The sequence below is a fragment of the Leisingera sp. JC11 genome, from assembly GCF_040704725.1.
GTDB lineage: Bacteria > Pseudomonadota > Alphaproteobacteria > Rhodobacterales > Rhodobacteraceae > Leisingera.
The window spans coordinates 128,367-142,051 of record NZ_JBFCVS010000005.1 but is presented as its reverse complement, the minus strand read 5'-3'; the positions used below and the strand labels follow the sequence as shown (position 1 = coordinate 142,051).

General features: G+C 63.8%; 18 protein-coding genes. 9 read left to right on the top strand and 9 right to left on the bottom strand.

Features of this window, described 5'->3' with window-relative positions; all coding sequences use genetic code 11:
- Window positions 1-52: 52 nt before the first annotated feature.
- The gene (locus AB1A62_RS07510) at window positions 53-1,027 is read right to left on the bottom strand and encodes a glutathione S-transferase family protein (RefSeq protein ID WP_366660897.1); all 975 of its coding nucleotides are present in this window, start codon (window positions 1,025-1,027) and stop codon (window positions 53-55) included.
- Window positions 1,028-1,241: 214 nt separating this feature from the next.
- Between AB1A62_RS07510 and AB1A62_RS07505 the strand changes: the two genes are divergently transcribed.
- A complete protein-coding gene (locus tag AB1A62_RS07505) occupies window positions 1,242-1,610 on the top strand; it encodes a hypothetical protein (RefSeq protein WP_366660896.1) in 369 nt (122 codons plus the stop codon).
- A gap of 9 nt (window positions 1,611-1,619) precedes the next feature.
- On the opposite strand, the gene AB1A62_RS07500 is transcribed toward AB1A62_RS07505, so the two are convergent.
- Window positions 1,620-2,150, bottom strand: a complete 531-nt coding sequence (locus AB1A62_RS07500) for a L,D-transpeptidase family protein (protein ID WP_366660895.1) — start codon at window positions 2,148-2,150, stop codon at window positions 1,620-1,622.
- Between the two features lie 2 nt (window positions 2,151-2,152).
- Complete coding sequence (locus AB1A62_RS07495; protein ID WP_366660894.1) at window positions 2,153-3,325, bottom strand: MalY/PatB family protein; 1,173 nt, start codon at window positions 3,323-3,325, stop codon at window positions 2,153-2,155.
- Window positions 3,326-3,424: 99 nt separating this feature from the next.
- Between AB1A62_RS07495 and def (AB1A62_RS07490) the strand changes: the two genes are divergently transcribed.
- From def (AB1A62_RS07490) to AB1A62_RS07475, 4 genes are all read left to right on the top strand, one after another.
- Window positions 3,425-3,943 (top strand): peptide deformylase, encoded by a 519-nt coding sequence (def, locus tag AB1A62_RS07490; protein ID WP_366660893.1) that lies wholly within the window; start codon window positions 3,425-3,427, stop codon window positions 3,941-3,943.
- Window positions 3,944-3,956: 13 nt separating this feature from the next.
- Window positions 3,957-4,454, top strand: a complete 498-nt coding sequence (gene def / locus AB1A62_RS07485) for a peptide deformylase (RefSeq protein WP_366660892.1) — start codon at window positions 3,957-3,959, stop codon at window positions 4,452-4,454.
- Between the two features lie 112 nt (window positions 4,455-4,566).
- Window positions 4,567-5,472 (top strand): methionyl-tRNA formyltransferase, encoded by a 906-nt coding sequence (gene fmt, locus AB1A62_RS07480; RefSeq protein WP_366660891.1) that lies wholly within the window; start codon window positions 4,567-4,569, stop codon window positions 5,470-5,472.
- A gap of 12 nt (window positions 5,473-5,484) precedes the next feature.
- Window positions 5,485-5,721, top strand: a complete 237-nt coding sequence (locus AB1A62_RS07475; RefSeq protein WP_366660890.1) for a GlsB/YeaQ/YmgE family stress response membrane protein — start codon at window positions 5,485-5,487, stop codon at window positions 5,719-5,721.
- Window positions 5,722-5,730: 9 nt separating this feature from the next.
- On the opposite strand, the gene AB1A62_RS07470 is transcribed toward AB1A62_RS07475, so the two are convergent.
- From AB1A62_RS07470 to ispH, 5 genes are all read right to left on the bottom strand, one after another.
- Window positions 5,731-6,354 (bottom strand): trimeric intracellular cation channel family protein, encoded by a 624-nt coding sequence (locus AB1A62_RS07470; RefSeq protein ID WP_366660889.1) that lies wholly within the window; start codon window positions 6,352-6,354, stop codon window positions 5,731-5,733.
- Between the two features lie 16 nt (window positions 6,355-6,370).
- Window positions 6,371-6,832 carry a ribonuclease HI gene (gene rnhA / locus AB1A62_RS07465; protein ID WP_366660888.1) on the bottom strand — a complete coding sequence of 154 codons (462 nt, stop codon included), beginning with the start codon at window positions 6,830-6,832 and terminating at the stop codon, window positions 6,371-6,373.
- Window positions 6,825-7,424 (bottom strand): class I SAM-dependent methyltransferase, encoded by a 600-nt coding sequence (locus AB1A62_RS07460; RefSeq protein ID WP_366660887.1) that lies wholly within the window; start codon window positions 7,422-7,424, stop codon window positions 6,825-6,827. Before AB1A62_RS07460 ends, rnhA begins: the two co-directional genes overlap by 8 nt.
- A gap of 23 nt (window positions 7,425-7,447) precedes the next feature.
- On the bottom strand, window positions 7,448-8,062 hold the full coding sequence (locus AB1A62_RS07455; RefSeq protein WP_366660886.1) for a LysE family translocator: 615 nt from the start codon (window positions 8,060-8,062) through the stop codon (window positions 7,448-7,450).
- Window positions 8,063-8,164: 102 nt separating this feature from the next.
- Window positions 8,165-9,115 carry a 4-hydroxy-3-methylbut-2-enyl diphosphate reductase gene (gene ispH / locus AB1A62_RS07450; RefSeq protein WP_366660885.1) on the bottom strand — a complete coding sequence of 317 codons (951 nt, stop codon included), beginning with the start codon at window positions 9,113-9,115 and terminating at the stop codon, window positions 8,165-8,167.
- Between the two features lie 143 nt (window positions 9,116-9,258).
- On the opposite strand from ispH, the gene AB1A62_RS07445 reads away from it, so the two are divergent.
- Window positions 9,259-9,723 (top strand): cytochrome c, encoded by a 465-nt coding sequence (locus tag AB1A62_RS07445; RefSeq protein WP_366660884.1) that lies wholly within the window; start codon window positions 9,259-9,261, stop codon window positions 9,721-9,723.
- 64 nt (window positions 9,724-9,787) lie between these two features.
- On the opposite strand, the gene AB1A62_RS07440 is transcribed toward AB1A62_RS07445, so the two are convergent.
- Window positions 9,788-10,357, bottom strand: a complete 570-nt coding sequence (locus AB1A62_RS07440; protein WP_019296609.1) for an NYN domain-containing protein — start codon at window positions 10,355-10,357, stop codon at window positions 9,788-9,790.
- Between the two features lie 123 nt (window positions 10,358-10,480).
- Here AB1A62_RS07440 and folK point away from each other — a divergent pair, with 123 nt between their 5' ends.
- From folK to AB1A62_RS07425, 3 genes are all read left to right on the top strand, one after another.
- The gene (gene folK, locus AB1A62_RS07435) at window positions 10,481-11,062 is read left to right on the top strand and encodes a 2-amino-4-hydroxy-6-hydroxymethyldihydropteridine diphosphokinase (protein WP_366660883.1); all 582 of its coding nucleotides are present in this window, start codon (window positions 10,481-10,483) and stop codon (window positions 11,060-11,062) included.
- A 93-nt stretch (window positions 11,063-11,155) separates the two neighbouring features.
- Window positions 11,156-11,509 (top strand): DNA-directed RNA polymerase subunit omega, encoded by a 354-nt coding sequence (gene rpoZ, locus AB1A62_RS07430; protein WP_039186722.1) that lies wholly within the window; start codon window positions 11,156-11,158, stop codon window positions 11,507-11,509.
- Between the two features lie 36 nt (window positions 11,510-11,545).
- Window positions 11,546-13,681: a bifunctional (p)ppGpp synthetase/guanosine-3',5'-bis(diphosphate) 3'-pyrophosphohydrolase gene (locus AB1A62_RS07425; RefSeq protein WP_366660882.1), complete on the top strand. Its 2,136-nt coding sequence runs from the start codon at window positions 11,546-11,548 to the stop codon at window positions 13,679-13,681.
- The last annotated feature ends 4 nt before the right edge of the window (window positions 13,682-13,685 follow it).

Sequence of the window (13,685 nt, the reverse complement as noted above, 5' to 3'; positions counted from 1 at the left end):
TGCGCGGGGCGTGAACTCCCTATTTACGGCGGGGCAACGCCGCGGTGCGGCGTCAGCCGCGCCCGTGCGGCTCTTGCCAGTTGATCTCCGGGTTGATCGGGATGATCCGGTGCGGATTGATGGTGTCGTGGCTGTAGTGGTAGTGGCGCACGATATGCTGCATCCCCACAGTGCCGGCCACCCCTGGCCACTGGTACAGCTCGCGGGTGTAGGCCCAGAGGTTCGGGTAGTCCATCAGCCGCTTGCGGTTGCATTTGAAATGGGTGTGATAGACCGGATCGAAGCGCAGCAGGGTGGTGAACAGACGCCAGTCGGCCTCGGTAATGCGCTCGCCCAGCAGGTAGCGGTGCTGCGACAGCAGGTCCTCCAGCCAGTCCAGGCTTTCGAACAGCGGCTCTACCGCAGCGTCGTACGCCTCCTGCGAGGTAGCAAACCCGCATTTGTAGACGCCGTTGTTGATGGTGCTGTAGATGCGGGCGTTCACCGCCTCGATCGGCTCGCGCAGCTCTTCGGGCCAGTAATCATCGCTGTTGCCGGTGATCCCGTCGAAGGCCGAGTTGAACATGCGGATGATCTCGGCGCTTTCGTTGGAGACGATGGTGTTCTGCGCCTTGTCCCACAGCACCGGTACCGTCACCCGGCCGGTATATTCCGCATCCGCGCGGGTATAGACCTGATGCATATGCGAGCTGCCGAACAGGCTGTCGCCGGTGGCGCCGTGCTCGTCTGTTTCGAACGTCCAGCCCTCCCCCAGCATGTCCGGGTGCACGACGGAGACGGAGATGTGAGCCTCCAGCCCTTTCAACTGGCGGAAGATGAGCGTGCGGTGGGCCCAGGGGCAGGCCAGCGACACATAGAGGTGGTAGCGCCCGCTTTCCGCCTTGAAGCCGCCCTTGCCCGACGGGCCTGCGCTGCCGTCCGCGGTGATCCAGTTGCGGAACTGCGATTCGCTCCGCTTGAAGGCGCCGCCGGTGGATTCGGTGTCATACCACTGGTCGTGCCAATTTCCGCCGATCAAAAGGCCCATCGCGTCTGCTCCTGCTTCTGTGCAGGGCAAACATATGCAGACAAGGCGCGTGCGCCTATGCAAGCCAGCGCGCAGGCTGTCTGCACACCTGCACAGGAGCAACAAAATTGCGCGACCGTCAAATTTTCGAAAATGTTCACTTGATTTTATATATTTGTGACGCACCGTTGAAAGAAGGACCCGTGTAGACCCAAGCATTTGGAAGGCCGCTGATATGAACACCTACGTACCCAAAGCCGTGCAGGAAGCGCTGGACACCGCCCGCCTGCAGGGAATGCGGCGCAAGAGCCGTTTGCGGGTGATGGCGGATAATGAGCTGTATCCGGTGCTGCGGCTGTGGAAGACCGGTTTCTCGGTCGAAGCGGAAACCGCGCCGATGCTGCGCGGGCTGGTCGATATCTACGACGGTGCCCGCCATGTGTCGCAATGCCTGATCGTGGCCGGCGAGGAAGAGGGCGGCGAGATGCGCTATGAGTTCAAGCGCTCCACCCCGGCGGCGGATCAGGCGCCCCTGGATTTCTACAAGTCGCCGGACGGGCCGGCGGGGCTGATCCCCTTCGACCAGTCGCAGGGCAAGATCTGATCCGGCGCCCTAGGGCCGGATCTCCACTTCTGTCCCGATCTCTGCAAGGCGCCACAGCGTTTGCATCTGTTCATTGCTGACAGCAATGCAGCCGGCGGTCCAGTCGCCGGGCAGAGTGATCACATTGCCCACCGAATTGGGCTGTCCGTGAATGAAGATATCGCCGCCGGGGCTGACCCCTGCGGCCTTGGCGCGGGCGCGGTCCTCGGGTTGCGGATAGTTGATTCCCAGCGACAGGTGATAGGCGCTGTTGGGGTTGCGCCGGTCGATCCGGAAGATGCCCTCCGGCGTCTTGCCGTCGCCTTCCTGCTGTTTGTCGCCTGCAGGCGCAAAGCCCAATGCGATGGGGAACTCCAGCACCGTTTCTCCATCCCGGCTGGCGGTGAGGCGGCGGGCGGATTTCTCGATCAGGATGCGGTCGATACGGTCCACCGCCGCGGATAGCGGCGGAGGTGCGGGACGGGGGGCAAACGCCTGCCAGGCTATCCAGGCGGCGCCGGTCAGGACAACCAGCGCCAGCAGGCGCAGCAGGCGCTTCATGGTTACTGCAGGTCCGAGAAGGCAGCGGTCAGGCGGCGGCAGGCGTCCTCCACCCGCGACCGCTGAGTGGCGAGGTTGAAGCGCTCCATGAATTCGCCGCCGGTGCCGAAGCCGTCGCCGGGCGAGGTGGCGATTTTGGCGTCTTCGCGCAGCCGCTTGATGAATTCCTCGCGGCTCATGCCGGTGCCGGAGAAATCGACCCAGGCCAGATACGTCGACTGCAACGGCAGCGACTTCAGCCCCGGCAGCGCGTTCACGGTCTCGTCAAACAGTTTCCGGTTGCCCTCCAGATGGGCGATCTGGGCATCGACCCATTCGGCGCCTTCGGGCGAATAGGCGGCAGTGATCATCGCCACGCCAAGCGCGCTGGGGTCATAGTCCAGCGTGTTCTGGCGGTGCCGCATCGCCGCCCGCAGGTCCGGGTCCGGGATGATCATGTTGCCGGTGCGCTGGCCTGCGATGTTGAAGGTCTTGGAGGGCGCCGTCAGGGTGACGGTCCAGGGGCGCGCATCCGGCGCGGCGGCGTCCATCGGCACAAAGGTGCTGCCCGGGTAGACCAGGTCATGGTGGATCTCATCCGCGACCAGGATCAGCCCGTTGCGCTTGGCGAATTCCGCCACTGCGCGCAGCTCCTCCGGCGTCCAGACCCGGCCCGAGGGGTTCTGCGGCGAGCACCACAGCAGCAGCTTCTCTGTCCCGTTCAGGCGCGATTGCGCATCGTCCAGGTCCAGATTGTAGGTGTCGCCGTCGCGCGCCAGCGGGCATTCGGTCACCTTGCGCCCGGATTTATTCACCTTGTGGGCGAACTCATGGTAGACGGGCGAAAAGATGACGACGCCGTCGCCCGGTTCGCTCCAGACATCCAGGCAGAGCGCAATGGCATTGCCCAGACCTTGGGAGGTCAGCACCCAATCGGTTTCGATGTCCCAGCTGTGGCGGTTTTTCATCCACCATTGCACCGCCTTCAAATACTCCGGGTGCTGCCAGGAATAGCCGAACACGCCATGCTCTGCGGCTTGTTTGACCGCCTCGATCACGCAGGGCGCGGTCTCATAGTCTGAGTCCGCCGTCCACATCGCCAGACCGTCCTCGGGGGAGACGCCGAACAGCTGCTCCATCTTGTCCCATTTCGAACTGTGGGTGCCGCGGCGGTCTGTGGGTTTGTCAAAATTCATGTGGTGAACTCCCGTGTCGTTGGCAGCGAAGCTAACCGTTGCGGCGGCGCGTGCAAGGGGGGCGTTGCGATGGGGCTGCTGATCGCATACATGAAGCACATGAAAAGACCGATCCTGATCCATCCCGATCCCCGCCTGAAAAAGGTCTGCGTGCCTGTGCCGGACTTGAGCGATGAGTTGCGCGCGCTGGCGGATGATATGCTGGAAACCATGTATGCCGCGCCCGGCATTGGCCTGGCAGCGCCGCAGATCGGCATCCTGCAGCGGCTGATCGTGCTGGATTGCGTCAAGGAAGAGGATGGCGACCCGCGCCCTCTGGTGATGTTCAACCCCGAAATCATCTCTTCTTCGGACGAAACCAACGTCTATGAGGAAGGCTGCCTGTCGATCCCGGATCAATACGCCGAAGTGACCCGCCCCAAGGTGGTGGAGGTCGAATGGATGGACCGCGACGGCAAGGCGCAGCGGGAAACCTTTGACGGCTTGTGGGCGACCTGCGTGCAGCATGAGATCGACCATCTGAACGGCAAGCTGTTCATCGATTACCTGAAGCCGCTGAAGCGCCAGATGATCACCCGCAAGATGCAGAAGCTGAAGCGCGAACGCGCCCGCGCCTGAGGGAACACCAGACATGACCGTCCGCACCTGCCTGCCCTGGCCCGACAAGCGCCTGCGCACCAAGGCTGATGAAGTGACAGAGATCACCGACGAGATCCGCGAAATCTGGAAAGACATGGTCGACACGATGGAGGCGATGCCAGGCGTGGGTCTGGCGGCCAATCAGATCGGCGTGATGCTGCGGCTGGCCGTCGTGGACGGCTCCACCGAGCGCGGCCGCGCGGTGAAGCTGGCGAACCCGGAGATCCTGCACGCCTCTGTTGAGCTGCGCGAGCATGACGAGGCCAGCCCGAACCTGCCCGGCGTCTCCGCCAAGATCAAACGTCCGCGTGCGGTGACCGTCCGCTTCATCAATGAGCAGGGTACGGTGGACCGCAAGGATTTCGTCGGGATCGAGGCGACCTCGATCCAGCACCAGATCGACCACCTGAATGGCAGGATGTATTTCGACCATCTGAGCAAGGTGAAGCGCGACATGCTGATCCGCAAGGCGAAGAAGCTGAACGGCTGAGGCTGATCTAAATTCCCGGATCGCCTGCGGTCCGGTTCGCGCCCTGGCAGCAGGCTGCCGGGCAATCGGGGCAGGGATTTGCGGGCAGATTGCCCACCCTACGGAGGCATTGATGCGCATTATCTTCATGGGAACGCCTGACTTCTCAGTGCCGGTGCTGGATGCGCTGGTGGAGGCCGGGCACGAGATTGCCGCCGTTTATTGCCAGCCGCCCCGGCCTGCGGGCCGTGGCAAGAAGGACCGGCCCACCCCTGTCCACGCCCGCGCCGCGGCCTTGGGGCTGGAGGTGCGCCACCCGGTCTCGCTGAAAGGCGCGGAAGAGCAGGAGGCCTTTACCGCTTTGAATGCAGATGTGGCGGTGGTCGTGGCCTATGGCTTGATCCTGCCGCAGGCGGTGCTGGACGCGCCCGCGCATGGCTGCCTCAACATCCACGCGAGCCTTTTGCCGCGCTGGCGCGGCGCGGCGCCAATCCACCGGGCGATCATGGCAGGCGATGCCGAAACCGGCGTCTGCATCATGCAGATGGAGGCAGGGCTGGACACCGGCCCGGTGCTGCTGCGAGAGGCCACCGCGATCGGTGCAGAGGAAACCACCGCCCAACTGCATGACCGGCTTTCGGGGATGGGGGCCGGACTGATCGTTGAGGCCTTGCGGCGCCTGCCGGGGCTGACACCGGAAGTGCAGCCCGAAGAAGGCGTCACCTACGCGGAGAAGATCGACAAGGCGGAGGCTCAGATCGACTGGTCCCGTCCGGCGGCGGAAGTGGACCGCAAGATCCGCGGATTGTCACCCTTTCCTGGCGCCTGGTGCGAGATCGAAGGCCAGCGGGTCAAGCTGCTGGCGTCACGGATTGCGGAGGGGCAGGGCGTGCCCGGCGAGGTGGTGGACGACGCCCTGACCGTTGCCTGCGGGACCGGCGCGGTGCAGCTCTTGCGCTTGCAACGGGCGGGCAAAAGCGCGCAGGATCCGGATGTATTCCTGCGCGGCTTCCCGGTTCCGAAGGGTAGCCGCCTGTAACCGGAGGGTCTGATGCCCATAATAGCCCTGATCATCATCGGTGCCGCGGCGGGTTTCCTGGCAACCCGGCTGATGAAACTGGAAACCGACATCATCACCACGGTCTGCATCGGCATGGCCGGGGCGCTGGTCGGCGGCCTGGTGCTGCGCGCGCTGCTGGCGGTGATGGGCTTCATGGCAGGTTTCGTGGGCGCGGTGCTGGGCGCTCTGCTGCTGATCTGGCTTTGGCAGAAATACATACAGCGCTAGCAGCCCCGTCTAGCTGCGCGGCGGGCGGCTCTTGTAAACCGGCAGGTGCCAGCCGAATGTGATCGAGCCCGCGCGCAGGGTCCAGCAGACGATGGCGCAGGCGAGCAGGGCAAACCTCAGCTCTAGCCCTGCCGAGATTGCCAGCACGGCGGTGATTGCGCCGGCCATGGCGCAGGTGATGTACAGCTCGCCCTGTTTCAGGACCAGTGGCACCTCGTTGCAGACCACATCGCGCATCAGCCCGCCCAGCGAACCGGTGGCCATGCCCATCAGCACCACGATCACCGGCCCCTTTCCCAGCGCAATCGCGGCGCCCGTGCCGGCGGGCACGGCAACCGCCAGGGCAAAGCTGTCCAGCCAGATCACCCAGCGCAACCTGCTTTCCACCAGATGCGCGGTAAAGAACACTGCCACCGCGGCAGCCGCCGCGAGCAGGATGTAATTCGGGTCGCCGACCCAGAAAACCGGATCGCGATTCAGCAGCAGATCCCGGACCGTGCCGCCGCCGACGGCTGTCAGGCAGGCGACGAAGGCAAAGCCGACAATGTCGAGCTGCGCCCGGCTGGCGACCAGCGCCCCGGTCAGGGCAAAGACAAGCACCGAGGCGTAGTCGAGCAGGGTCAGAAAGCTCATGCGCAGGCCCTGCGCATCAGGCGCTTTTCTTCTTGAAGGGGGCCATGCCGGCCCGGGCCAGCTCATCCGCGCGCTCGTTTTCGGGGTGGCCCGCGTGTCCCTTGACCCATTCCCAGGTCACCTTGTGGCGGGCTTGCGCCTCGTCCAGCCGCTGCCACAGCTCGACATTCTTCACGGGCTTCTTGCTGGACGTCTTCCAGCCGTTCTTCTTCCAGCTGAAGATCCAGCCGGTGACGCCGTTCTTCACGTAGGTCGAGTCGGTCACCACGGTGATCGTGGACGGCCGCGCCAGGCTCTCCAGCGCGTTGATTGCGGCCAGCAGCTCCATCCGGTTGTTGGTGGTCTCGGCTTCGCCGCCGCTCAGTTCTTTTTCTTTGACGATGGTGTCACCGTCCATGGCGCGCAGCAGAACGCCCCAGCCGCCGGGGCCGGGGTTTCCAGAGCAGGCGCCGTCGGTATAAGCAAATAATTCAGGCATGCGCCGTCAGTACTACGAACTTTTGGGCAGTGCCAGCCAGACCTTTGTCCTCGCCGCGGCGGCTGCCAAGGACCGTGAAACCGGCGGTTTCGAGTTTTCCGCGCAGTTCTTCCTCGCTGTAGTAGGCATAGAACCGGCCCAGTTCATCGCGGCCCTCGCTCTCGCCCAGTTTCATCGCCAGGCATAGTGTCCCGCCAGCAGTCAGGGCCCGGTGCGCGGCGGACAGGTGAATGGCCAGCTCTGCCCGCGGCACATGCAGCAGGCTGAAACAAGCCCAGATGCCGTCAAAGACCGCCTCTGCGTCCAAGGCCTCAAACCCTGCGACCGTAACTTCGACCCCATAGGCGGCGCGGGCGGCTTCCGCCATTTCCGGCGAGGCGTCCAGCGCCGCCACCCGGTAGCCCGCATCCCGGAACCGCGCTGCCCAATGGCCGGGTCCGCAGCCGAGGTCCAGCACTGTGCCGTCCTCGGGGAGCCGGGCGGTGAAAGCGAGATAATCAGCTTCCTCGCCTTCATCCCCGCGGCCCGTAAAGCACTCGGCGTAGTCCGCGGCACGGTCGTCGTAGACGCTGATGGTTCTGTCGTCGCTCATCCGGTTTTCTCCGGCAGATGCATTCAGGCGCGTTCCGCGGCCAGCCGGGCGGCAAGGCCGGCAAAGACGGCGGCAAAGCCGCGGCTCATCCATTTCAGCACCCGCTCGCTGTTCAGCAGATACGTGCGGGCCTGGGCGGCAAACAGCCCGTAGAGCACGAAGATGGCAAAGGTCATCACCATGAACACCAGCCCCAGAACGGACATCTCCAGCGTGGCGCTGGCGGGATTGCCGCTCAGGAACGGCGGCAGCAGTGCCAGGAAGAACACCGACAGCTTGGGGTTCAGGATATTGATCAGCGCCCCGCGCCAGGCGATTTTCCAGCCGGGCTGGCTGGTGCGTTTCGAGGAAACTGCCAGCGCGCCGCCGCTGCGCAGCGCCTGCCAGGCGAGGTACAGGAGATAGGCAACACCCGCGGCCTTGACGATCTGGAACAGCAGGGCGGAGCTGTGCAGCACCGCCGCCAGCCCCAGCGTGGCAGCGGCCAGATGCGGAACAATGCCGAAGGTGCAGCCGATTGCGGCCCAGATGGAAGCGCGCCAGCCTTGGCCGAGGCCAAGCGCGAGCGTGTAGATGACACCCGTGCCGGGCGCGAGGACGACAACAAAGGCGGTAATCAGAAAGTGCAGCGTGATCATCAATATGGCTCCAGAAATAATGCCCGGGGACTAATGCGTAACACGGTTAACCCGAAGCGGGTGCAATTTCTGTAACCTGGGTTGCCTTCAGCGGGCTTTCAATCACGCAGGCTGCCGCAACGCGCGGGGCACCTTGAACTCGACGGTCTCAACCGCGGTTTCCACCACTTCGACCGTGACGTCATAACGCTCGCGGAAGGCGTCGATTACCTCGTTGACCAGCAGTTCGGGTGCAGAGGCGCCGGCAGTGATGGCGACCGAGCGGATACCCTCCAGCGCGCGCCAGTCGATGTTTTCGGCGCGCTGCACCAGTTGGGCGTAGCCGCAGCCGTTCTTGGCCCCGACCTCCACCAGGCGGCGGGAGTTCGAGGAGTTTGGCGCGCCGACCACCAAGAGGGCATCCGCCTTGGGCGCCACCGATTTCACCGCCTCTTGGCGGTTGGTGGTGGCATAGCAGATGTCTTCCTTGTGCGGGCCGATGATGTTGGGGAAACGCTCTTCCAGCGCCGCAACGATGCCCTTGGTGTCATCGACCGACAGGGTGGTCTGGGTGACATAGGCCAAACGGTCCGGGTCGCGCACCTCAACCGTCGCCACATCAGCCGCGGTTTCCACCAGCAGCACCTCGCCCTCGGGCAGCTGGCCCATGGTGCCGATGGTCTCCGGGTGGCCCTTGTGGCCGATCATGATCATCTGCAGCCCGGCCTCGGCGTGGCGCTGGGCCTCGATATGCACCTTGGAGACCAGCGGGCAGGTGGCATCGACATAGATCATTTCACGCGCTTCGGCCGCGGCGGGCACTGATTTCGGTACGCCATGCGCGGAGAAGATCACCGGCCGGTCATCAGGGCATTCGTCCAGCTCCTCGACAAACACCGCGCCTTTTTCGCGCAGGCTGTCGACCACGAATTTGTTGTGCACGATCTCATGGCGCACATAGACCGGCGCCCCCCATTTTCCGATCGCCATCTCGACAATCTTGATGGCGCGGTCCACTCCGGCGCAAAAGCCGCGCGGTGCGGCGAGGTAGAGGGTCAGGGCTGGCTTGGTCATGGGCGTCTCCTTGCGCGCCAGAGGTAAGCACTTCAGACCGCGAGGTCCAGTGCCGCGGGCGCCTCACGCGGATGTGATTTCAGCTTCCAGCGCCGGAAGGCGGCAGGGAGTGCTATCGCAAATCAGAACGGGAGGCGGAATTGATGGGGGCAATCACAAGGGCTGCGGCCTTGGTGCTGGCGGGCGGGGGCGGCGTCGGGCTTGCAGCTGTGCAGGGTCAGGCAGCAGGCATCCTGCCGTATGACAAACCGGCTGCCGTCGAAGCGGGCAGGGCGGTCTATGATGAAAATTGCGCCAGCTGCCACGGTAATACCCTGCAGGGGGAGCCGGACTGGCAGTCAAGGGACGGCGAGGGGTATCTGCCTGCGCCGCCTCTGGATGAGACCGGCCATGCGTGGCACCATCCGGATGAGCAGTTGCTGGAAGTGGTCAGGAAAGGCGTGGCGGCAATTGCCGGCAATGGCTACAAAAGCCGCATGACCGGCTTTGGCGGCGTGCTGAGCGAAGAGGAAATGCTTCAGGCGCTCGCCTATGTCAAAAGCAGCTGGCCTGCGGCCACCGTTGCCCGCCACAATCAGATCAACAGCCAAGAGCACGCGCACAACTGAGTTGTTCCGGAACAGGCGCCACCCCATCTGGCGTCTGTTCCGGGCTGTTTTCCAGCGTCTCCGATCAGCCGTGGGCGGCTGTCGCGGAGCGCGGCTCGCTCTGCTCGCGCGGCGGGCGGCCGATCACGTCGCGTAGCTCCTCCAGCTCAATGAAGTTGTCGGCCTGGCGGCGCAGGTCGTCAGAGATCATCGGCGGCTGGCTGCGGATGGTCGACACCACCGAAACCCGAACGCCTTGGCGCTGCAGGCTGGCAATCAGCGGGCGGAAGTCCCCATCGCCCGAGAACAGCACGATATGGTCCACCCGCGGCGCCAGCTCCATGGCATCGACCGTCAGTTCGATGTCCATGTTGCCCTTGACTTTGCGGCGGCCCATGCTGTCGGTGTATTCCTTGGCCGGTTTGGTGACCATGGTGAAGCCGTTGTAATGCAGCCAGTCGACAAGCGGCCGGATCGGCGAATACTCGTCGTTCTCGAGCAGAGCGGTGTAATAAAAGGCCCGCAGAAGCTTGCCGCGGCGCATGAATTCCTGCCGCAGAAGCTTGTAGTCGATATCAAACCCAAGCGCCTTCGCTGCGGCGTATAGGTTTGATCCGTCTATGAACAGCGCGAGCCGTTCGTCCTTGTAAAACATCAAATTTTCCTTCCGGTATATCCGCTTCGGCCGGGGAGTCCGTGAGTGAATGCCTGAAATCGGCGAAACGGGTAGACTTAATGTAAGTTATTTGTCATTTGCCGCAAGTATGCTGTCCGTTGAATGGGGTCAAAGATGGCCGCAAACCGTAAAACAGCGCTGATTGCTCTTGGCGGCAACCTGCCGGCTGACGCTGATGCGCCTCAGATCACGCTGTCAAAGGCCATCCGCGCGCTGCAGTCGGAGGATATTGCCCTGCGCTGCGTGTCCAGGTTCTTCCAGACGCCTTGTTTCCCGGCGGGGGCGGGGCCGGACTACGTGAACGCCGCGGTTTCGGTGGAAACCGGGCTGTCCGCGGGCGATCTTCTGGCACGGCTGCACCAGGTCGAGGCGCAGTTTGCGAGGGTGCGGGAACAGCGCTGGGGGATGCGGACGCTGGATCTGGACCTGGTGGACTATGGTGGCGCGGTGCTGCCGGACGAGGCTGGATACGCGCGCTGGCAGGGGCTGCCTTTGGACCAGCAGATGCAGGAGGCGCCGGGGCAGCTGATCCTGCCGCATCCGCGCATTCAGGACCGCGCCTTTGTGCTGGTGCCGCTGGCTGACATTGCACCGCGCTGGCGCCACCCGGTCCTGCAGAAATCCGTAACGGAGATGCTGGCCGAACTGCCGCCGCAGGACGTGGCTGAGGTGGCACCGCTCTGAGCCGCGCAATGCGTTGTTTTCCGCCCTTGTCAAGAGAAAGATATGGGCGTAAATGTCTGCCTTCTGGACCAGGAATGAAATGGAGAGTCGCTGATGGCCCGCGTGACGGTTGAAGATTGCGTCGATAAAGTGCCGAACCGCTTTGAGCTGGTGATGCTGGCTGCGCACCGTGCCCGCGAAATCTCGGCTGGTGCCCCGATCACCGTCGAGCGCGACAACGACAAGAACCCGGTTGTTTCCCTGCGCGAGATTGCCGACGAGACCCAGAGCGCCGATGAGCTGCGCGAGCGCCTGATCGAGAGCAACCAGACCCAGATTGAAGTGGACGAGCCGGAAGAAGATTCCATGGCTCTGCTGATGGGCGCGGACAACGACAAGCCGGCCGACGACGACATGTCGGAAGAGAAACTGCTGCGCGCGCTGATGGAGGCCCAGGGCCAGGGCTGAGGCGCGCGTCTGGATTTTTGAGGCTGCGGACCGGACATGATTTCCCCTGACGACCTGATTGCTCTGGTCCGCAACTACAATCCCAAAACCAACGCGGACAGGATCGCCGAAGCCTATGCCTTTGGCGAGCAGATGCATGAGGGGCAATTCCGCCATTCGGGCGAGCCCTATTTCACGCATCCGGTGGCGGTGGCCGCCATCCTTACCGAACAGCGCCTGGATGATGCAACCATCATCACCGCGCTGCTGCACGACACCATCGAAGACACCAAGGCCAACTACGAAGAAGTCGCCCGCCGCTTCGGCGATGAGGTGGCGATGCTGGTCGATGGCGTCACCAAGCTGACCAACCTGCAGCTGTCCAGCCGTGAAACCAAGCAGGCGGAGAACTTCCGCAAGCTGTTCATGGCGATGTCCAAGGACCTGCGGGTGATTCTGGTGAAGCTCGCCGACCGTCTGCACAACATGCGCACCATCAAGGCGATGCGCCCGGAGAAGCAGGCCCAGAAGGCACGCGAGACGATGGATATCTATGCGCCGCTGGCTGGCCGCATGGGTATGCAGTGGATGCGCGAGGAGCTGGAGGACTTGGCCTTCCGCGTGCTGAACCCGGAAGGGCGCCAGTCGATCATCCGCCGCTTTGTGACCCTGCAACGCGAAACCGGCGACGTGATCCACCGGATTACCGGCGATATGCGGCTGGAACTGGAAAAAGCGGGCATTGAAGCAGAGGTCTTTGGCCGCGCCAAGAAACCCTATTCGATCTGGCGCAAGATGCAGGCCAAGGATCAGGGCTTTTCGCGGCTTTCGGACATATATGGCTTCCGGGTGATTACCCTGTCCGAAGAAGACGCCTACCGCGCGCTGGGCGCCATCCACCAGCGCTGGCGGGCAGTGCCGGGGCGGTTCAAGGACTACATCAGCCAGCCGAAGTCGAACGGCTACCGGTCGATCCACACCACCGTTTCGGGCCGTGACGGCAAACGGGTGGAGGTGCAGATCCGCACCCGCCAGATGCATGATGTGGCGGAAACCGGGGTTGCAGCGCATTGGTCCTACCGGGACGGGGTGCGCACCGAGAACCCCTTTGCGGTGGATCCGGCCAAGTGGATCGCCTCGCTGACCGAACAGTTCGACGCAGAGGACGACCACGACGAATTCCTCGAGGCCGTAAAGCTCGAGATGTATTCGGACCAGGTGTTCTGCTTCACGCCCAAGGGCGATGTGATCAAGCTTCCCAAGGGCGCCACGCCGATCGATTTCGCCTATGCCATCCACACCCGTATCGGCCACGCCTGCGTCGGTGCCAAGGTGGACGGCATCCGGGTGCCGCTGTGGACCCGGCTCAGGAACGGCCAGTCGGTGGATGTGATCACCGCCGAGGGCCAGACCCCGCAGGTCAGCTGGCTGGAAATCGCCACCACCGGCAAGGCCCGCACCGCCATCCGCCGCGCCCTGCGCGAGGCGGACCGGGCACGGTTCGTGAAGCTGGGCCACGAACTGGCACGTTCGGCGTTTGAACACGTCGGCAAGAAGGCCACGGATAAGGCATTGGAAACTGCTGCCCGCGCCCTCCGCGCTAGCGGGGTGAATGAGCTGCTGGCGCGGCTGGGTGCGGCAGAAATCACTGCGCATGATGTGGTGCAGTCAGTCTACCCGGAACTGACCACCACCGGCGACAGCGACGAAATTTCCCCGCGCCGCGCGGTGATCGGTCTTGAGCCGGGCCAGAGCTTTGAGCGTGCGGCCTGCTGCCAGCCGCTGCCGGGCGAGCGCATCATCGGCATCACCTACCGCGGCCGCGGGGTGGTGGTGCACGCCGCCGATTGCGACAAGCTGGGCGAATTCGAGGACCAGCCGGAGCGCTGGATGGACGTGCATTGGCACAGCGGCACCCACCCGGCGGTCTATGGCACCACGCTGGAGCTGACCATCGGCAATGACGCCGGGGTGCTGGGACGCATTTGCACATTGATCGGCGAGAAAAAGGCCAATATCTCGGACCTTGAATTTGTAGACAGGAAACCAGACTTTTACCGGCTCATGATCAATGTGGAGCTGCGGGATGTGGAGCAGCTGCACTCGCTGATGCTGACGCTCGAGGCGGAAAGCGATGTTGCCGCGGTGGCGCGGTTCCGGGAGCGGCCGGAAGAGCGCCACTTTCCGGGGTAAGCCG